Origin of the sequence: Nocardioides eburneiflavus (genome assembly GCF_004785795.1) — a bacterium.
GTDB classification, from domain to species: domain Bacteria; phylum Actinomycetota; class Actinomycetes; order Propionibacteriales; family Nocardioidaceae; genus Nocardioides; species Nocardioides eburneiflavus.
On sequence record NZ_SRRO01000001.1, the window covers coordinates 294,515 to 313,291 of the forward strand.

At 73.1% G+C, this 18,777-nt stretch carries 16 protein-coding genes and 1 riboswitch; of the genes, 5 read left to right on the plus strand and 11 right to left on the minus strand.

Annotated elements, in window-relative coordinates; genetic code table 11:
- Positions 1-4: 4 nt before the first annotated feature.
- The 6 genes from lon to EXE59_RS01460 all read right to left on the minus strand — a co-directional run bounded on the left by lon (position 5) and on the right by EXE59_RS01460 (position 7,430).
- Positions 5-2,371 carry an endopeptidase La gene (gene lon, locus EXE59_RS01435; RefSeq protein ID WP_135837304.1) on the minus strand — a complete coding sequence of 789 codons (2,367 nt, stop codon included), beginning with the start codon at positions 2,369-2,371 and terminating at the stop codon, positions 5-7.
- A gap of 218 nt (positions 2,372-2,589) precedes the next feature.
- Complete coding sequence (locus EXE59_RS01440; RefSeq protein WP_281280280.1) at positions 2,590-3,471, minus strand: RNA polymerase sigma-70 factor; 882 nt, start codon at positions 3,469-3,471, stop codon at positions 2,590-2,592.
- The gene (locus tag EXE59_RS01445; RefSeq protein ID WP_135837305.1) at positions 3,468-4,049 is read right to left on the minus strand and encodes a carboxymuconolactone decarboxylase family protein; all 582 of its coding nucleotides are present in this window, start codon (positions 4,047-4,049) and stop codon (positions 3,468-3,470) included. The genes EXE59_RS01440 and EXE59_RS01445 overlap by 4 nt, the downstream gene beginning before the upstream one ends.
- A gap of 45 nt (positions 4,050-4,094) precedes the next feature.
- On the minus strand, positions 4,095-4,673 hold the full coding sequence (locus EXE59_RS01450) for an alpha/beta fold hydrolase (protein ID WP_135837306.1): 579 nt from the start codon (positions 4,671-4,673) through the stop codon (positions 4,095-4,097).
- The gene (locus EXE59_RS01455; RefSeq protein WP_135837307.1) at positions 4,670-5,350 is read right to left on the minus strand and encodes a class I SAM-dependent methyltransferase; all 681 of its coding nucleotides are present in this window, start codon (positions 5,348-5,350) and stop codon (positions 4,670-4,672) included. Before EXE59_RS01455 ends, EXE59_RS01450 begins: the two co-directional genes overlap by 4 nt.
- A gap of 1 nt (position 5,351) precedes the next feature.
- Positions 5,352-7,430 (minus strand): acyl-CoA dehydrogenase family protein, encoded by a 2,079-nt coding sequence (locus EXE59_RS01460; RefSeq protein WP_246056428.1) that lies wholly within the window; start codon positions 7,428-7,430, stop codon positions 5,352-5,354.
- Between the two features lie 36 nt (positions 7,431-7,466).
- Here EXE59_RS01460 and EXE59_RS01465 point away from each other — a divergent pair, with 36 nt between their 5' ends.
- Complete coding sequence (locus tag EXE59_RS01465) at positions 7,467-8,342, plus strand: sulfotransferase domain-containing protein (RefSeq protein WP_135837308.1); 876 nt, start codon at positions 7,467-7,469, stop codon at positions 8,340-8,342.
- Between the two features lie 26 nt (positions 8,343-8,368).
- Here EXE59_RS01465 and EXE59_RS01470 read toward each other — a convergent pair whose 3' ends face one another.
- The 5 genes from EXE59_RS01470 to EXE59_RS01490 form a co-directional block, all read right to left on the minus strand.
- Entirely contained in the window at positions 8,369-9,805 is a 1,437-nt protein-coding gene (locus EXE59_RS01470; protein ID WP_135837309.1) for a C40 family peptidase, read from the minus strand.
- A 290-nt stretch (positions 9,806-10,095) separates the two neighbouring features.
- Complete coding sequence (locus EXE59_RS01475) at positions 10,096-11,142, minus strand: phosphatase PAP2 family protein (RefSeq protein WP_246056429.1); 1,047 nt, start codon at positions 11,140-11,142, stop codon at positions 10,096-10,098.
- Between the two features lie 21 nt (positions 11,143-11,163).
- Complete coding sequence (locus tag EXE59_RS01480; protein WP_135837310.1) at positions 11,164-12,165, minus strand: ABC transporter ATP-binding protein; 1,002 nt, start codon at positions 12,163-12,165, stop codon at positions 11,164-11,166.
- A gap of 4 nt (positions 12,166-12,169) precedes the next feature.
- The gene (locus EXE59_RS01485) at positions 12,170-13,804 is read right to left on the minus strand and encodes an ABC transporter permease (protein ID WP_135837311.1); all 1,635 of its coding nucleotides are present in this window, start codon (positions 13,802-13,804) and stop codon (positions 12,170-12,172) included.
- The gene (locus tag EXE59_RS01490) at positions 13,801-14,898 is read right to left on the minus strand and encodes a thiamine ABC transporter substrate-binding protein (RefSeq protein ID WP_135837312.1); all 1,098 of its coding nucleotides are present in this window, start codon (positions 14,896-14,898) and stop codon (positions 13,801-13,803) included. Before EXE59_RS01490 ends, EXE59_RS01485 begins: the two co-directional genes overlap by 4 nt.
- A riboswitch (TPP riboswitch) is annotated at positions 14,888-14,997 on the minus strand. Its footprint overlaps the gene before it by 11 nt.
- A gap of 40 nt (positions 14,998-15,037) precedes the next feature.
- Here EXE59_RS01490 and EXE59_RS01495 point away from each other — a divergent pair.
- Genes EXE59_RS01495 through EXE59_RS01510 form a run of 4 tightly spaced genes read left to right on the plus strand, consistent with a single transcriptional unit; the run spans position 15,038 to position 18,722 of the window.
- A complete protein-coding gene (locus EXE59_RS01495) occupies positions 15,038-15,493 on the plus strand; it encodes a GNAT family N-acetyltransferase (RefSeq protein WP_135837313.1) in 456 nt (151 codons plus the stop codon).
- Positions 15,494-15,548: 55 nt separating this feature from the next.
- A complete protein-coding gene (locus EXE59_RS01500) occupies positions 15,549-16,208 on the plus strand; it encodes a hypothetical protein (RefSeq protein WP_135837314.1) in 660 nt (219 codons plus the stop codon).
- 7 nt (positions 16,209-16,215) lie between these two features.
- On the plus strand, positions 16,216-18,090 hold the full coding sequence (locus EXE59_RS01505; protein ID WP_135837315.1) for a putative nucleotidyltransferase substrate binding domain-containing protein: 1,875 nt from the start codon (positions 16,216-16,218) through the stop codon (positions 18,088-18,090).
- Positions 18,087-18,722, plus strand: a complete 636-nt coding sequence (locus tag EXE59_RS01510) for an exonuclease domain-containing protein (RefSeq protein ID WP_135837316.1) — start codon at positions 18,087-18,089, stop codon at positions 18,720-18,722. Before EXE59_RS01505 ends, EXE59_RS01510 begins: the two co-directional genes overlap by 4 nt.
- Positions 18,723-18,777: the final 55 nt, after the last annotated feature.

The window sequence follows — 18,777 nt, forward strand, 5'->3', positions numbered from 1 at the left end:
GCGGTCAGGCGGCGCTGACCGTCGCGTCGAGCGTCGCAGCGTCCGGCTCCAGTGCCTCGGCGAGGATCTCGGTGACCCGTCCGACGGGGCGTACGTCGAGCTCTGCCAGCAGCTCGGCGGGCACGTCGTCGAGGTCCGGGCGGTTGCGCTCGGGCACGAACACGGTCGTCAGACCGGCGCGCTGGGCGGCCAGCAGCTTCTGCTTCAGCCCGCCGATGGGCAGCACCCGACCCGCGAGCGACACCTCGCCGGTCATGCCGACGTCCGAGCGCACCGGGCGTCCGGTCAGCAGCGACACCAGCGCCGTCACCATCGTGACGCCCGCGGACGGGCCGTCCTTCGGGACCGCGCCGGCCGGGAAGTGCACGTGGATCGACCTCTCGAACACCGCCGGCTCGATCCCGAGCTCGACGGCGTGCGCACGCACCCAGGACAGCGCGATGGACGCCGACTCCTTCATCACGTCGCCGAGCTGGCCGGTGACGGTGAGTCCTGCCTGGCCCTCCGCCACGGACGTCTCGACGTAGAGCACGTCGCCGCCGAGGCCGGTCACGGCCAGGCCGGTGGCGACACCCGGCACGTCGGTGCGCTCGTGGCTGTCGGGGGTGAAACGCGGGCGCCCCACGAGGTCGACCAGGCCTTCCACGTCGATGTCGACCCGCTCGACCTCGCCGGTGGCGAGCCGCGTCGCCGCCTTGCGGAACGCCTTGGCCAGCAGCCGCTCGAGCTGGCGTACGCCGGCCTCGCGGGTGTGGTTGGCAGCGATCTCGCCGAGCGCGGCGTCTGAGATGGTGACCTCGTCGGCGGTCATCGCTGCGCGCTCCAGCTGCCGCGGCACGAGGAAGTCCCGCGCGATGGCGACCTTGTCGTCCTCGGTGTAGCCGTCGATGGTGACCAGCTCCATGCGGTCCAGCAGGGCCGAGGGGATCTGCTCGACCACGTTGGCGGTCGCGATGAAGAGCACGTCGGACAGGTCGAGGTCGAGCTCGAGGTAGTGGTCGCGGAAGGTGTGGTTCTGCGCCGGGTCGAGCACCTCGAGCAGTGCGGCCGCCGGGTCCCCCCGGTAGTCGGCGCCGACCTTGTCCACCTCGTCCAGGAGGACGACCGGGTTCATCGACCCGGCCTCCTTGACCGCACGCACGATCCGTCCGGGCAGGGCACCGACGTACGTCCGTCGGTGACCGCGGATCTCTGCCTCGTCGCGCACGCCGCCGAGGGCGACGCGGACGAACGTACGGCCGAGGGCCCGGGCCACGGACTCGCCGAGCGAGGTCTTGCCGACACCCGGAGGCCCGGCGAGCAGGACCACGGCGCCGGAGCCGCGGCCGCCGACGACCTCCATGCCGCGCTCGGCGCGACGGGCCCGCACCGCGAGGTACTCGGTGATGCGGTCCTTGACCTCGTCGAGGCCGTGGTGGTCGGCGTCGAGCACGGCTCGGGCCGCGACCACGTCGGTCGAGTCCTCGGTCGTGACGTTCCACGGCAGCTCGAGCACGGTGTCGAGCCACGTCCGGATCCAGGCGGTCTCGGGGCTCTGGTCGCTGGAGCGCTCCAGCTTGTCGACCTCGCGCAGCAGAGCCTCGCGCACGGCGTCCGGGACGTCGGCGGCCTCGATGCGGCCGCGGTAGTCGTCGGCACCCTCGGGCTCGCCTTCTCCGAGCTCCTTGCGGATGGCCGCGAGCTGTTGGCGGAGCAGGAACTCGCGCTGGTTCTTCTCCAGGCCCTCACGGACGTCCTGGCCGATCTTGTCGTTGACCTCGTCCTCGGCGTCGTAGGCCCGGGTCCACTCGACGAGCAGTCGCAGCCGCTCGCCCACGTCGGGGGTCTCGAGCACCTGGCGCTTCTGGTCGTCGGAGAGGTACGGCGCGTAGCCGGACATGTCGGCGAGCGCGTCGGCGTCGCGGACCTGTCGTACGGTCTCGATCACCTGCCACGCCTCCCGGCGCTCCAGGATCGAGACGACGAGCGAGCGGTACTCCTCGGCCAGGGCGCGCAGCTCGTCGGTGAGGGGCGTCTCGGGGACGGCCTCGGCCTCCACCCACAGGGCGGCGCCGGGTCCGGTCACGCCGGCGCCGATGGCGACGCGGAGCTCGGCACGGAGCACGACGGCCGGCCTGCCACCGGCGAACCGGCCGACCTTGTCCACCACGGCGACGACGCCGTGGGTGGCATAACGGTCCTCGAGGCGCGGGGCGACCAGCACCCGGGTCGGCTCGCCGTCGGGCGCGGAGTCGTGCGCGAGGCGGGCGGCATCGATGGCCGCGCGTGCGGAGTCGTCGAGCTCGATGGGCACGACCATGCCGGGCAGCACGACCGTGTCGCGGAGGAACACCACCGGCAGCGAGGTGGGTAGGGAGAGGTTCTGCGTCATGTCCCGTCCAACGCGCGGCTCCTCCGGGCCCATACCCGATCCGGGTTCGCCCAACGCGAACGAGCACGTACGACGGGCCGGCGGACGCCGTGCTGGACTTGTCGACCGACATGGACGCTGGACGCACGGTATTCCCTGTGTCGAGCGGACATCTGTCCGCTCGAGTCCGGCCCGGGGCCGGGGCCGGGGGCGGGGCCGGGACCCGGGGAGCCACGCAGTCACCTCGCCAGCGGCACCTCGTCGACGACCCGGCCGAGCTTGTCGGGGTTGCGGACGAGGTACAGCCGCGTCACGACGCCGTCCTCCACGAGCATGGTGCCGACGCCGTCGGGCCGGCCGGCGACGACGAACTGGATCGCCGGCGAGCCGTTGAGCCACACGGGCACCAGCTCGAGTGCCTCGGGGGTGACCGCGATGAGGAACCGGAAGACCTTGTCGCGTCCGAAGATGGGGTTGAGCGCGGCCTGCACCTTGCCGCCGCCGTCGGTCATCAGCACGACGTCGGGTGCCAGCACGTCCATCAGCGACTGGAGGTCGCCGCCCGCGGTGGCGGCGCGGAACTTCTCGATCACCGCGTCCCGCTCGGCCGCGCTGACCGACGTCCGCGGGCGGCGCTCGGCCACGTGCGTACGCGCGCGGCTGGCGACCTGCCGTACGGCGGGCTCGTTCTTCTCGACCGCCTCGGCGATCTCGGCGTACGGCACGTCGAAGACCTCGCGCAGCACGAAGACGGCCCGCTCGACCGGCGGCAGCGTCTCCAGCACGAGCAGCATCGCCGTGGAGACGCTGTCGGCCAGCTCGACGTCGAGCGCCACGTCGGGCGCGGTGAGCACGGGCTCGGGGAGCCAGGTGCCGACGTAGTCCTCGCGACGCCGCGCCAGCGTGCGCAACCGGTTGAGCGAGAGCCGGGTGGTCATGCGGACGAGGTAGGCGCGCGGGTCGCGCACCTCGTCGACGAGCACGTCGGCCCACCTCAGCCAGACCTCCTGGAGCACGTCCTCGGCGTCGGCGGCGGAGCCGAGCATCTCGTAGGCGACGGTGAAGAGCAGGTTGCGGTGCGTCGTCCAGTGCTCGATCAGGCGGGTCTGCGTCGGCGTCACGTCGTGATCGTCCCAGCCGGCGCGAGCGGCAGCTCGCACACGTCGCTGTAGCCCTGCGAGGCCAGCCCCATGGCCGCGTTGAAGCGCGAGCGCTCGTTCTCCACGGCGACCATCATGGTCAGCTCCACGACGGCGGCGTGGCCGAGCTGCCTGTCGAGGGCGGCGACCATCTCGTCGGTGACCTCGGGCGGCGTCGCGGTCATCGCCTCGGCGTACGCCATCACGTCGCGCTCGAGGTCGGTGAAGGCGTCCGACTCCCGCCAGCGCGGGACCTCGCGCACCTTGGCCTCGTCGAGTCCCTTGGCGTGGGCGAGGAAGTAGCCGAAGTCCAGGCACCACGAGCAGCCGATCGCGCCGGCGGCGGCCATCTCGGCGTACGCCTTGAGGTGCGGGTCGAGCGCGGTCCATCGCGCCACCTTCTGCTCGAAGCCGAAGACTGCCTTCAGGACGGGCTTGTTGTGCCACAGGACGTAGGCGTTGTCGGGGACCTGGCCCCACCTGCGCCGCGCGACGCGGGTCATGATCGCGCCGTACGCGCCGTCGAGGCTGGCCTTCGGGATGCGGAAGTTGCTGGGCATGTCATCTCCATCTCTCGGGTCGATGACATGGAGACACCGACCGCCTCAGGCCTGTGACAACCAGTCCTCGACGGCCTGCGCCACCTCGAGGTGGATCCCGACGGTGCGGACGGCGTCGCTCGGCACTGCCATGCTGTGGTCGGCGTCGGCCACCTCGAGGACCGTGCAGCCGGCATCGGCCAGCTCGCGGGCGACGGCGGCGTCCCACAGCTCGTCCGCCGGGCCGCCCACGAGGAGCTGCGTCCCGGGGTTGGCGGCGATGCCCTCGGCGACGACGGGGTCGACGAGGAGCGGGGTCAGCCAGATCGCGTCGAGCCCGCGCTCGGCGGCGTACGACGCGGCGCGGGTGCCGAGCGACTTGCCGACGAGCAGCACCCGGTCCGCGTCCTCGGCGGCGTGCGCGTCCGCCACGTGCCGGCGTACCCACTGCTCGGGGTCGTCGTCACGGCGGGTGGTCGTGTCCCACCAGATCTGCTGGACGGTGAACCCGTGCTGCAGCAGGGCGCGGCGGGTGAACTCGAGGAGCGGCGCGGAGGGCGAGTACGCCCGGCCGGGCGCGACCAGCGCGACGCCGCGGCTCTCGCCGGACGGCTCCCACCTCGTCGGTGCTCCGCCGAAGGTCATGTCGTCCCGCCCGTCCCCGGACGTACGGCCCGGAAGTAGCCCAGCGCCCCGTGCAGCTGGAGGTCCACCGTGTCGCACCCGGCCGCTCGCATCCACCGGATCGCCTCGCCCGACGAGCACATGGGGCCGAGGATGCCGGCGCGGGCGCCGGCCCGGCGCAACGGCTCGAAGCGCGCGCCGGTGTCGGTGAAGATCGAGCTGCCGGTGAGCACGCCGCCCGGGGCGAGGACGCGCACCATCTCCTCGATCGCTGCGCGCGGGTCGGGGAAGCAGTGCAGTCCGGTGAAGGACGCGACGAGGTCGAAGGCGCCGTCAGCGAAGGGCAGCTCGCCGACGTCGGCCACCACGGGCGACACCTGGTCGGCGACCCCGCGCCGTGCCGCCGTGGCACGGGTGCGGCCCAGCATGGTGGGCGAGATGTCGGCGGCGACGACGCTCACGTCCTGGCCTGGCCGCAGCCCGCGCAGGGCCACGCCGGACCCGCTCGGGACGTCGAGCACCCGCGCGCCCGGCGGGAGCGTGCCGAGCTCGGCGGCGGCCCGGTCGACGAGGCGCAGGTCGCTGCCGGTGCCGATCCGCCACACGTGGCGGCCGACCTCGGGGTGCTCGACGAGCCAGGGGTAGATGTAGGACCACAGCGGGTCCTCGTGCCAGCCGCCGAAGCCCGGGAGCCGCACGTCAGTCGTCCGAGCCGATCGGCCAGCCCAGCAGCTCGGCGCTGCGCAGCATCTCCTCGGGCACCCCGAAGGCGTCGACGAGGTCGACGGCGAGCGGCCGGACCTTGCGGCACAGCGCGTTGATCTCGCGGCTGATCGCCTTGGACCGGGTGCTGGAGAGACGCCCGTGCTCCATGTACCAGGCGCGGTCGGCCTCGATGGTGGTCAGCGCGTGCAGGTCGCAGAGCAGGTTGAGCGCGACCTTGAGGTCGCCGTCGGGCAGCTCCGCGGCCTTGAGCACGAACGCCTCCAGCACCAGCCGCTCTGTGTGCGCGCGAGCCGCTGCGATGACGTGGTCCTGGACGCGCGAGAAGACGGCGCCGGGGTTCATCCCCTGGTCGATGCCGCGCTTGAGGCGCCTCGCGACGCCGCCGATCATGTGCTCCTCGCGGAAGCGCAGCATCGCGAGCTGGTAGTTGGGGTCGAGCAGCCCGGCCTCCTGGTCCCAGCGGTCGCCGCCGGGCAGCAGGTCGCGTACGGACTGGACGAGCTTGTGCACCGCGGTGCGCTCGACGACGGTCTCGACCGCGAGACCCGCGACGAAGCGGGCCATGCCGAGCTGGTCCATGTCCTCGAACTCGCCGGCGTAGTCGGTGAGCAGGCCCTTGGCGACGAGCTGGAGCAGGACGTGGTTGTCGCCCTCGAACGTGGTGAACACGTCGGTGTCGGCCTTGAGGGCGGCGAAGCGGTTCTCGCTGAGGTAGCCCGCGCCGCCGCACGCCTCGCGGCACTCCTGGATGGTGCGGGTGGCGTGCCAGGTGCCGAGGGCCTTGGTGCCGGCGGCGCGCGACTCCAGCACCCGCCGCGCGTGCTCGTCGCTGCCCTCCTCGCCTGCGCCGGGGCCGGAGAACACGTCGTGCAGCTGCCCGGCGACCACCTCCTGGGCGAAGTGGAGGGCGTAGGTCCGCGCGACCAGCGGCAGCAGCCGGCGCTGGTGCATGCCGTAGTCGAGGAGCACCTGCTCCTCGTCGGGCGAGACCGCCTCGAACTGGCGGCGGCGCACGGCGTAGCGCGTCGCGATGGTGAGCGCGACCTTGGCCGCGTTGATGCCGGCGCCGCCGACGCAGACGCGGCCCTGGACGAGCGTGCCGAGCATGGTGAAGAAGCGCTTGTTGGGGTTGTCGATCGGCGAGAGGTAGCGACCCTCGGGGGTGACCTCGGCGAACTGGTTGAGCAGCGCGGAGCGCGGCACGCGTACGCCGTCGAACCACAGCCGGCCGTTGTCGACGCCGTTGAGGCCCATCTTGGGACCGCAGTCCTCGATGCGTACGCCGTCGAGGACCCGCCCGTCCTCGCGGATCGGGACGACGAAGGCGTGCACGCCGTGGCCCTCGCCGTCGACCTCGAGCTGGGCGAAGACCACCGCGAGCTCGGCGTGGGCGGCGGCGTTGCCGATGTAGTCCTTGCGGCTCGGCTCGTCGGGGGTGGTGATCACGAACTCCTGCGCCGCGGCGTCGTACGTCGCCACCGTGCCGAGGGCCTGGACGTTGGAGCCGTGCCCGCTCTCGGTCATCGCGAAGCAGCCCATCGTGCGGCCGGCGACGAGGTCGGCGAGGTGGGCGTCGTGGTGGTGCTTCGTGCCGAGCTGGAGGATCGCGCCGCCGAACAGGCCGAACTGGACGCCGACCTTCACCAGCACCGAGAGGTCGCCGAAGGCGAGGGTCCCGAAGGCCGCGACCGAGGCGCCGATGTCGCCCCCGCCGCCGTACGCCTCCGGGAAGCCCATGCCGGTCTGCCCGGTCCCGGCCATCATCACCACGACGTCCTTGACGCGTTCGCGGAAGTCGGCGGTGGTCATCTGCTCCTCGTCGACGAGGATCTGCGCGTGCTCGGCGAGGTTGGCCCGGACGAGGTCGCGGACCTCGCGGTAGCGGCCGTCGAGCAGCGTCCGGAGGGCGTCGACGTCGACCTCGGGCTGCCGGTAGCCCTTGTCGGCGGGGACGTCGCTGTCATCGATGTGGGCCGTGGCAGCCTCCGGCTCCACGGTGGGCATCTCGTCGAGCGGATCGGAGGAGGTGGGCGGGACCTGGTCGGTGGCCATACCTGTCACGGTAGTGGGGGCGGTAGGTTCACCGCGATGAACGTGTCAGATGCCACCCCTCCGGGCGACGGGCTCGGGTCGATGGCCTACAACTTCGCGGTCGTCGGCGTGCAGAAGGGCGGCACGTCGACGCTCGCGGTCACGCTCAACCAGCACCAGCTGGTGTGCCAGGCGCCCGACAAGGAGCGTCACTACTTCGACGACGAGACCGTCGACTGGTCGGCGCCCGACCACGAGCGCGACTACACCGCGCCCCGCCGCGCCCGGGTCCACCGGCTGCTCGGCGACGCCTCCCCCACCTATCTCTACTGGCCGCACGCCCTCGAGCGGATGCGCGCCTACAAGCCGGACATGCCGCTCATCGCAGTCTTCCGCGACCCGCTGGAGCGGCTGTTCTCGCACTGGGTGATGCTCCGCTCGCGCAACCTCGCGTGGCCGGACTGGCCCGACTTCCTCACCGAGTGGCCGCACACCTCCCTGCCCGACGAGGTGCCCGACGGCGTACGCACGATGCGGTGGCGCCACATGACGGGCCTGGCCCGCGGGTTCTACGGCGAGCAGCTCCAGCGCGGCTTCGAGCTCTTCGACCGGCGACAGTGGCTGCTGCTGGAGCTGCGTTCCATGCTGGGCGACTTCGGGGCCACAGTCCACCGCACCACCGACTTCCTCGACCTGCCGCGCTTCGAGCACGTGCCGCCGCTGAAGAACTGGCACGCCGGCGCCCAGCAGGTGCCCGGCACCGCGCCGACCGCCGACGACCTGGCCCGGGTGGCCGAGGTCTACGCCAAGGACCTCGCTCTCTTCGAGGAGCTCTCGGGCATCGACACCTCGGCGTGGCCGACGCGCCTGGTCCTCGACGGCGCGATGGACCCCGGGGAGCTGGCCGCCCGGTTCGCGCGGAAGGTGCGCTGAGGCGCGGTCCGGCGCACCGGCAGGGTTCAGGGGCGGGCGAAGAAGTTCGGCGCCCGCCAGTAGTACATCGACTCCTGGGTGACCGGGCGGCCCGTACGCGGCGCGTGGATGATCTGGCCGTCGCCGACGTAGATCGCGACGTGGTAGATCGAGCTCGGGCTGCTCGACGAGCCCCAGAACACCAGGTCCCCGCGCGCGAGCTGGCCGGCGCTGATCTTCGTCGACTGGGTGTACTGCGCGACGGAGTAGTGCGGCAGCGACTTGCCGCCCTGCGCCCACGCCACCGACGTCAGGCCCGAGCAGTCCCAGGCGTCCGGTCCCGCAGCGCCCCACTTGTACGGCTCCCCGATCTGCGAGGCCGCGAACGCGGTCGCCGCGGATGCGCCGGTCGAGGCCGGCGGCGGGACCGGGGTGGGCGTGGGGGTGGGCGTCGGCGTCGGGGTGGGCGTGGGGGTGGGCGTCGGCGTCGGGGTTGGCGTGGGGGTGGGCGTGGGGGTGGGGGTCGGGGTGGGCGTGGGTGTTGCGGTCGGCGTGGGCGTGGGGGTCGGGGTCGACTGCTGCTCCTGCTCGGCCTGCTCCTGCGCCTCCTGCTCGGCCTGCTCCTGCTCGGCCTCCTCCTGCTGGGCCTGCTCCGCCAGTTCTTGGGCCGCTGCCTCGGCCTCGGCCTGCGCTGCTGCTGCGGCTGCCTCGGCCGCCGCCTGCTCGAGCGCGGCCTGCCGCTTCTCCGCGAGCCGGATGCTGATGCCCTCGAGCTCGGCGAGCTCGGCGATCAGGTCGGCCTTGGTGGAGGAGATCGCCTCGGCCTGGACGCCGGCTGCGGCCTCCGCGGCTGCCGCGGCGTCGCGAGCCGCCTCGGCGTCGGCCTCTGCCGCGACGGCCCGTTCGGAGGCCTGCGCGGCCGTGGACGCCGTCACCTCGGCGACGGCGGAGGAGGCGATGAAGGAGTCGTACTGCTGGTCGAGCGCGTCGGAGGTGTTGCCCATCGTGACCGTGCGGTCGATCAGCGACTCGATGCCGTCGGCCTCGACGATCGCGGAGAGCCCCTGCAACTGGGTGCCGTCCTCGTAGGACTGGACGACCGTCGCTGCGTAGAGCTCGCGCTGCCGCTCGACGTCCTCCCGGGCGGCCTCCGCGGCCGCTTCGGCCGCCTCGGCGTCCCGGCGCGCCTCGTCTGCCCGCCACCGGGCACCGTTCCACGCCTCGGCGGCCTGGGCGGCCAGGTCGCCGGCGGCGGTCAGCGCGAGGTTGGCGCGGATCAGGTCGGCCTGGACGGCCGCCACGTCGCGGCCCTTCTCGGCCGCCCGCTCCTGCGCCGCAGCGACGTCGCCCTCGCTGGGCACCGGGTCGTCCGCATACGCGCCGTGGCCGCCCCCGACGGCCAGTCCCGCGACCAGGACGACGGCGCCAGCCCAGCGCGCGGTCGAACGCCGGGGCGCGGGCTGCGGTCGCGGTGCGGAGGGCACGGGGGTTCCCCTTGGTGGTCTCGGGCCCGCGCGACTTCCCCTTCGCACGGGCAACGCGAGGCACGTTAGTGAACTTTCGTCACACTGGGAACACTTTCCCCAACTTTTTCACCTTCATGCGGCGTGTCGGCTTGCAAACTACACGATTGTAGTTCCCGTTTCCGTGCCGGCAATCACCGGTTGACCGGTGGTCTCTGAGCTTTCCGACCGTTGCAACGGGTGATAACCCGAGGAACCACCGGGTACCCGGTGGTTGCCGAGAAGGGGCCCGGCAGGGGCCCCGGGCAGCCTCAGTCGGCGTCGACCGGCACCTGACGCGTCGTCGAGGTCGGGTGCGAGGACAATCCGTGTCTGTCGAACTTCTGCCCGCTCGCGAGCCCGCCGAGCCAGAAGGAGAACAGGGCGATCACGACACCGGCGAGGTCGTCGGCGATGTAGTGCCAGCCGAAGTAGAGGGTCGCCACCACGGTGATCGCGAAGTTGGCCCAGAAGACGATGTGGAGGATCCGGTTGCGCAGGGTGTACTGCACCATCAGCGCGACGAGCAGGGTGATCGCGACGTGCAGCGACGCGAAGCCGGCGACGGACTGCACCGCCCCCTCGGCTCCCTTGCGCAGCACGCCGTCCCGGCCGTAGGAGAGGGCGTCCATCAGTGCGCTCGACCCGGTCTCGGGGAGGTCGGTGTAGAGGTAGCTGTAGTTGAAGCCGGGGCCGAGGGTCGGCAGCGCGTAGTAGGACGCGGTGCCGATCGACCAGGCCAGGCACTGCGAGGTGGCGAACCAGTAGCCGAAGGTGATGTTGCGCGACCACACCAGCCACGCGGCGAGGGCGAGCGGCACGAGCGGCAGGAACCACAGGTAGATCGTGGAGAGGATGTGCGCGGAGAACCCGGTGCCGAAGATCGTGTGCAGGATCGTGGCCGGCTCGTGGCCGAACATCAGCGCCCGGTCGATCAGGTGCAGCTCACGGTCGTACTTGTCCTCGCCCATGATGAAGGGCAGGAAGGACTTGAGGTTCCGGTAGCAGACGTAGGTGATGTAGAAGGAGACCAGCCCGAGGACCACCAGGATGATCCGCTCGCGGTCCCAATGGGTGCGGATCCGCTCGCGCGCGATGTCGGGCATCAGCGCAGGCTTCATCCGCGAGTACCACAGCGTCCGCGGCAGCAGGTCGAGCAGGAACGCGCCGAGCACCAGCAGCGGCAGCCTGAGCCAGGAGGGCCCCAGGAACCCTTCGGGGTCCACGAGCGGTCGGTCGAGGGTGAACGACGCGGCCAGCGCCAGCACACCCATGACCGCAGCGACTCCCACGAGCAGGGCATAGGCCGGTCTGTACACGGACGTCAGTGTAGGGACGGGTCAACCCCCGGCCGCGATCGACAGGACCGCGAGCCTCGTCACGTCGACCCGCAGCGCGACCTCGTCGCCGGGCGACACGCGACTGCCCAGCGGCGCCACGGCGTCGACCGCGCCGACGCCGTCGGCCTCCACCACCAGCCGGACCACCTCGGGCGTCACCCGCGCCGACTCCACGACCGCGCGGAGCCCACCGGCCGGGTCGACCACCAGGGCGGAGCGGCGCAGCGCCACGGCGTACGCCGGCGGCAGGTCGGCGGCCGACAGCACCCGCGCTGCGGCGTCCCCGCGCACCACGCGGGCATAGCCCAGGAACAGGGCGGTCTCCTCGTCGACCGGCTCGCGCCAGACCTCGTCGATCGCCCCCTGCTGGACCACGCGCCCGCCACGCATCACCGCGAGCCGGTCGGCGAGCGCGAACGCCTCCTCGTGGTCGTGGGTCACCAGCAGCGCCGTCGTCCCCGCCGCGTGCAGGATCGAGCGCAGGTCGCCGGCCAGCCGCTCACGCAGCGTGGCGTCGAGGGCCGACAGCGGCTCGTCGAGCAGGATCAGCCGCGGCTCCACGGCGAGCGCCCGGGCCAGCGCGACCCGCTGCCGCTCGCCGCCGGAGAGGGTGCCGGGCAGCCGGTCGTCGTAGCCGGTGAGCCCGACCAGCTCGAGCAGCTCGCGCACCCGGGCCGCGACCCGCGCCGAGGGTGTACGCCGCAGCCGCAGGGCGTACGCCACGTTGCGGGCGACGGTGAGGTGGGCGAAGAGCTGGCCGTCCTGGAACATCAGTGCGAAGCCGCGCTTGTGGGTCGGCACGCCGGCGAGGTCGGCGCCGGCCCACGCGACCGAGCCCGCCGTGAGCGGCTCGAGCCCGGCCACGGCGCGCAGCAGGGTGGACTTGCCGCAGCCGGAGGGTCCGAGGACGGCGAGCACCTGACCGGGGTCGAGGACGAGGGACACCTCGTCGACGGCGGCGGTGTCGCCGTAGCGCACGGTGACGTCGGTGAGCTCGAGCATGGCCCTAGAACGCTCCCACACCCGGCACGCGCAGCCGCTCGACGGCCAGCATCACCACGGCGGTGGCGGCCGCGAGGACGACGGACGCAGCGAGCGCCATGCCGTAGTTCATCTCGCCGGGGTGACCGATCAGCCGGAAGATCACGACGGGCAGCGTCGGGCTGGTGTCGCGGGCGAGGAAGGACGTCGCACCGAACTCCCCCAGCGAGGCGGCGAACGCGAAACCGCTGGCGGCGAGCATCGGCTTCCACACGACCGGCAGGTCGACGGTGAGCAGGGTGCGCCCCGCGGACGCCCCGAGCGAGGCCGCGGCCTGCCGCTGACGGTCGTCGATCCCGCCGAGCACCGGGGCGAGGGTGCGCACGACGAGCGGCAGCGCGACGAGCGCCTGCGCCATCGGCACCAGCAGGGGCGAGTCGCGCAGGTCGAGCGGCGGCCGGTCGAGGGTGATGAGGAAGCCGAAGCCGAGGGTGACCGCGCTGACCCCGAGCGGCAGCATGAAGAAGCCGTCGAGGGTCGAGCGCACCCGCCGCTCGGCGACCGAGTGCGAGCGCCGCGTGACGATCACCGACACCACGACGCCCACCAGCAGCGCCATCCAGGTGGCGTCGACGGCGGTGCGCAGGCTGGTCGCCAGCGCGGCGGTCACCGGGACCAGCAGCGCCTGGTTGTCGCCCACGGTCGTGAGCGCGCGGTAGTTGTCGAGGCCCCAGCCGTCCCCGACCGCGAGCGAGCCGACCACCAGCGTCAGGATCGGCAGCAGCATCGCGCCGAGCACCAGCAGCGTGGCGACGACGACGGGTGCGTCGGAGCGGCGTACGGCCCGTACCGGCGACACCGTGCGCTGGGCCGTCGGGTCGGGGGTCGCGCGCAGCCGCGCGGCGAGCGCCAGCAGGACGACGACCACGACGATCTGCAGCACCGACAGGGCGGCTGCCGCCTGGAGGTCGAAGATCGTCGTGGTCAACAGGTAGATCTCGGTCTCGACGGTCGCGTAGCGGACCCCGCCGAGGGTGAGCACGACGCCGAAGGCCGTCGCGCAGAAGAGGAAGACGATGCTGGCGGCGCCGACGATCGCGGGGCGCAGCGCCGGCAGGGTGACGGTCCGCAGCACCTGCCACGGGGACGCCCCCAGCGCAGCGGCCGCCTGCCCGGGGCGCGGGTCGAGCGACTCCCACGCGACGCCCACGGTGCGGACGACCACGGCGACGTTGAAGAACACCAGCCCGGCGACGATCGCGACCGGGGTGCCGTCGAGGCCGAGGAACCCGAGCGGGCCGCCCTCGCCCAGCAGCTGGCGGAACGCGACGCCCACGACGACGGTCGGCAGCACGAACGGCACGAGCAGCGCGGCCCGCACCGCGGCGCGGCCGGGCAGCGCCAGCCGGTGCAGGGCGTACGCCGCGGGCAGGCCGAGCACGACGGCGAGCAGGGTCGCGGTGCCGGAGGTCCACACGGTGAACCACGCGACCCGGTGCACGCGCGGCCGGGCGAGGACGTCGAGCACCGCTCCCGGCGCGAACCGGCCGTCCACGACGAACCCCTCGGCGACCATGCCGGTCACCGGCAGGACGAAGAGCACCCCGAGCACCAGCACCGGCGCGGCGGCCAGCGCGAGGAGGGCGAGGACCCGCCTCATCGCGAGATGACGTCGGTCCACTCGGTCAGCCACTGCTCGCGGTTGGCGGCGATCTCCTCCGGTGAGACCTCGAACGGGTCGGTGGGCTGCGGGGCGAACTCGGCCCAGTCGTCGGGGACGGTCGCGCCCGGCATGACCGGGAAGACGTACATCGCGTCCGGCAGCGCGCTCTGCACCTCGTCGGTCAGCATCCAGTCGACCAGCGCCGCGGCGCCCTCGGGGTTGTCGGCACCCGCGAGCACGCCGGCATACTCGACCTGGCGGAAGCAGGTGTCGAGCAGGGCGGCGGTGGTGGTGCGCCCTCCGCTGACGGTGAAGGCCGGGGAGGAGTCGTACGACACCACGATCGGGCGGGTGCCCTGCTCGGAGCCGGCGGTGAAGTCGCCGTAGTAGGCGTCCTCCCACCCGTCGACGGCCTTGACGCCGTTGGCCAGCAGGTCGGTCCAGTAGTCCTGCCAGTCGTCGCCGTGGGCCGCGACGGTGGCGAGGAAGAACGCCATGCCGGGGCTGCTGGTCGACGCTCCGGGCGTGACCATCAGGTCGGCGTACGCCGGGTCGGTGAGGTCGTCGAGCGTCTCCGGGGGCGTGATGCCCTCCGCCTCGAACCAGTCGGTGTCGACGTTGACGCAGACGCTGGCGGAGTCGATCGGGACGAGGCGGTCGCCACCCTCGGCCAGGGCGTACTCCTCCGGCGGGGTCGCGGTCGTGTCGACCTCGGCGAACGCGCCCTCGCCCAGCGGCCGCGAGGCGAAGGTGTTGTCGATGCCGAAGGCCGCGTCGGCGATCGGGTTGTCGGCGGTGAGGCTGAGCTTGGTGGCCAGCGTGCCGGCGTCGCCGGCCGCGCGGACCTCGAGCCGGTAGCCGGTCTCGTCCTCGAACGACCGCACCAGCTTCTTGGGCAGGTTGAACGACTCGTGGGTGGCGAGGACGACGGTGCCGCCGGGCTCCCCTGCCTCCCCCGGTTCCCCGGGAGTCGCCGTCGAGGTCGAGGGCTCGGTGGCGGTCGGCCCCTCGCCCTCGCCGGCGAGGCTGCAGCTGCTCAGCAGCAGGCTCGCCGTGGCGAGGAGGGCAGCGCGTGCGCGTACGTGCTTCATGTGGACTCCCTTGCGCCGGTGCTAACCGGATCAGGTTCGGAGGGTCTGCGGCTGGTCCGCACTCTCAGCACGCCTGCGCGTGCTCCCCTGTCGTGTGGGACCAGCCTAGCCCCGTGCCCGCTGCCCCTACGCTCGCCCCATGCCCAGCCTCCGCCACGTCCGCGTGCTGACGACCACCGTCGACGAGCTCGCGCCACGCACGGCGTACGACGTGTGGCGGCTGCGGCAGCAGGTGTTCGTCGTGGAGCAGGACTGTCCCTACCCCGACCTCGACGGCCGCGACCTCGAGGAGGGCACCCGCCACGTCGTGCTGCTGGACGACGACACCGTGCTCGGCACCCTCCGCGTGCTCGACGACGGGGACGCGGCGCGGATCGGACGGGTCGTGGTGGCGCCGGCGGGGCGCGGGCGCGGACTGGCGGCGCTGCTGATGGACGAGGCGATGGCGCTGTGCGGGGGCCGCGAGGTCCGGCTCGACGCCCAGAGCGGGCTGGCCGGCTTCTACGCGGCGTACGGCTTCGAGGTGACCGGGCCCGCGTTCGACGAGGACGGCATCAGGCACGTGCCGATGGTGCGGGCAGCAGTGCGCCCGTAGGCCTTGCGCTGGGGCCGGGACGAGCAAGACTGGAGTGACACGGCTTCCGAAGGAGATGACCGCCGTGATCACCCTCGCCCACGACCTCGAGAGCATCCACCACGACCTCGCGCACCGCCTGGCCCTGGCCGCCGACGCACGACCCGACGTGCGCCACCCGCGCGACCACTACACCGCCATCGACACGTTCCTGGCCGCGGCCAGCCGGCACAACGCCGCGATGGTCGACGCGATCGCGCCACTCGTCCGCCACCTGCCCGGCGGCCACGACCTCGCGCACGAGTTCCTGGCCGCCAGCCGCTCCTACGAGGAGTCCCTCGCCCAGGTGAAGGCCAAGCTGTACGGCTCCACGTTCGCCGTCGGGCGGCCGTGGCCACCCATCTGGCAGGACGTGCGCCACGAGTTCGACCGGGTGCGCGACCTGGAGCGACGGCTCGCCGCGACCCTGCTCGCGACGGAGCCGGACGACCCCCGCGACCTGGGCATGCTGCTCCACCACGCCGAGCTGGCCTCGCCCACGCGACCTCACCCCTGGATCCCCCACCAGGGCGTGGTCGGGCACCTCGCGCGCGCTGTCGCCCGCCGGGTCGACCGGTTCTGGGACGCCGCCGAGGGACGCATGGTCCCCGAGCCGGTGCGCCACCACGACCGCGACCACCAGGGTCCGCTGACCCAGTACCTCCTGGGCGACCCGCACCTCGGGGAGGAGTCATGATGATGGAGTGCCCCTCAACGTCGAGCTCGCGGAGATCCGGGACTTCCTCGCGTCCCACGCACCGTTCGACTCCCTCCCGGCTGCGGTCCTCGAGTCGGTCCCGCCCCGGCTGAGCATCGGCTACCACCGCCGCGGCACCGTGGTGCTCGCCGAGGGCAGCACCCCCGTCGAGCTGCTGGTCGTGAGGTCGGGTGCCGTCGAGCTCCGCGACCGCGACGGCGAGCTCGTCGAACGGGGGGCTGCCGGCACCTGCATCGGCGGCGCCGCACTGGCGACCGGGGCACCGCAGCCGGTCACGGTCCACGCGATCGAGGACACCCTGGTCCTGGCCTGCCCGGCCGAGCTGTTCCACCAGCTGCGCGAGCGGCACGCCGACTTCGCCTCCTTCTTCGAGCACCGCGCCGGACGGCTCCGTGAGGCCGTCGCCCGGCAGCGACGGGAAGGGGCCGGCGCAGAGCGGTCGGTGCTGTCCAGCACGGTGGGCGACCTCGTGGGCCGGGCACCGGTGAGCGTCCGCGCCGACGCCTCCGTCCTGGAGGCTGCGCGGACGATGTCGGCCGAGCGCATCTCCTCGGTGCTCGTCAGCGACGGCGAGGTCCTCGTCGGCATCCTGACGGACCGCGACCTGCGCACCCGGGTCCTCGCGGCCGGGGTGGACCCGGAGAGCCCCGTGTCGACGGTGATGACGCCGGACCCGGCGACCACCCGCCCCGCCGCCCCGGCCCTGGAGGCCCTGCTCGAGATGGTGCGACGCAACATCCACCACCTGCCCGTGGTCGACGACGGCCGACCCGCCGGCGTGATCACGGCGACCGACCTCCTCCGGCTCCAGCAGGCGAATCCCGTCTTCCTCGTCGGTGACATCGCCAAGGCCCCCGACGTGGCCACGGTCGCGGAGCTGGCGGCCCGGCTGCCGTGGGTCGTCGTCGGGCTCGTCCGGCAGGGCACGTCGGCCCACGACGCCGGCCGGGTCGTCACCACCGTCGGGGACGCGATCGAGCAGCAGGTCATCGCGCTCGCCGAGGCCGGCCTCGGTGCGCCGCCGGTGCCGTACGCCTGGCTGACCCTGGGCTCGCGGGCCCGGTTCGAGCAGGCCCTCGCCCCCGACCAGGACCATGCGCTGCTGCTGCACGACGACTACCGGTCCGACGAGCACGGGCCCTGGTTCGCCGAGCTCGCCGAGCTCGTCACGCGCGGCCTGGAGACCGTCGGCTACCCCCGGTGCCGCGGCGACAAGATGGCCACGAACCCGATGTGGCGCCAGCCCCTCCACACCTGGCGCGGGCACGTGGCGCGCTGGGTCGGCACGCCCAGCCCGGAGGCGATCCTGGAGGCCAGCGTGTTCTTCGACCTGCGCCACCAGTACGGCGACCCGGACCTGACCGCGGAGCTGGTGGCCGACCAGCGCCGGGCAGCCAGGGGCGCGCCGATCTTCCTCGCCCACCTGGCCGCCGCCGCGGCGTCGCACCACACGCCGCTCGGCTTCTTCCGCGGCCTGGTGGTGCATCGGTCCGGCGAGCACCGCGACACGCTCGACGTGAAGCGGGGCGGCATCAACACCATCGTCGAGATCGCTCGCCTGCACGGGCTGGCGTGCGGGTCGGAGGAGGTGTCGACCCTCGCTCGGCTCGAGGACGCCGTGGCGGCCGGACGGCTCAGCCCGACACTGGGAGCCGACCTGCGCGACGCGTGGGAGTTCCTCGGTCACCTGCGGCTGCGGCACCAGGTCGATCGGGTCCGCGTCGGGAGGCCGGCCGACAACTGGGTCGACCCGTCGACGCTCAGCCACTTCGAGCAGCGCCACCTCAGGGCGGCGTTCGGCGTCATCAGGGCCGCCCAGGGCGGCATCGCACAGCACTACCCCGTGCGTGAGCTGACGTGACGCCCGACGACCGGACCCCGCTCGACCGGCTGCCCCTCCTGGCGGTGGACCTCGAGACCACGGGGCTCTCCCCCGCCCGGGACGAGGTGCTCGCCGTGGGATGGGTGCCGGTGGACGGCCTGCGCATCGTCCTCTCCGGCGGCCGGCGCCACGTCGTACGCCGCGACGACCCCGGCGACGCGGTCACCATCCACGGCCTGACGCACGACGACCTCGAGGAGGGCCGGCCGCTCGCGGAGGTGCTGGCCGAGCTGCGACGCGCCCTGGCGGGACGCGTGCTCCTCGCCCACCACGCCCCGTTCGAGCTGGCCTTCCTCGACGCGGCACACCGGTCCGTGGGCGAGCGTCCGGTCCTGCCGCCGGCCGTGTGCACCCTCGAGCTCCAACAGCGCCTGCTGTCCCGTCAGGGCGAGGTCCGCCCCGGGGACCTCCGCCTGTGGAGGGCCCGGGAGCGCCACGGGCTGCCGGTCACGGCTGCCCACGACGCCCTCGGGGACGCGCTGGCCTGCGCCGAGCTCTACCTGGCGCAGACCGCCGAGCTGGGTGCGAGCGGACCGCTCAGCCTGCGGGACGTACGCCGCCGCGACCCGTGGGTGGACCGCCTCAGGTCCTGGTTGCGCGGACGCCGCTGAACGACGTCGACGCCGGGGTGGTGGGCACCCCGGCGTCGACGGTCCTCAGCGTTGC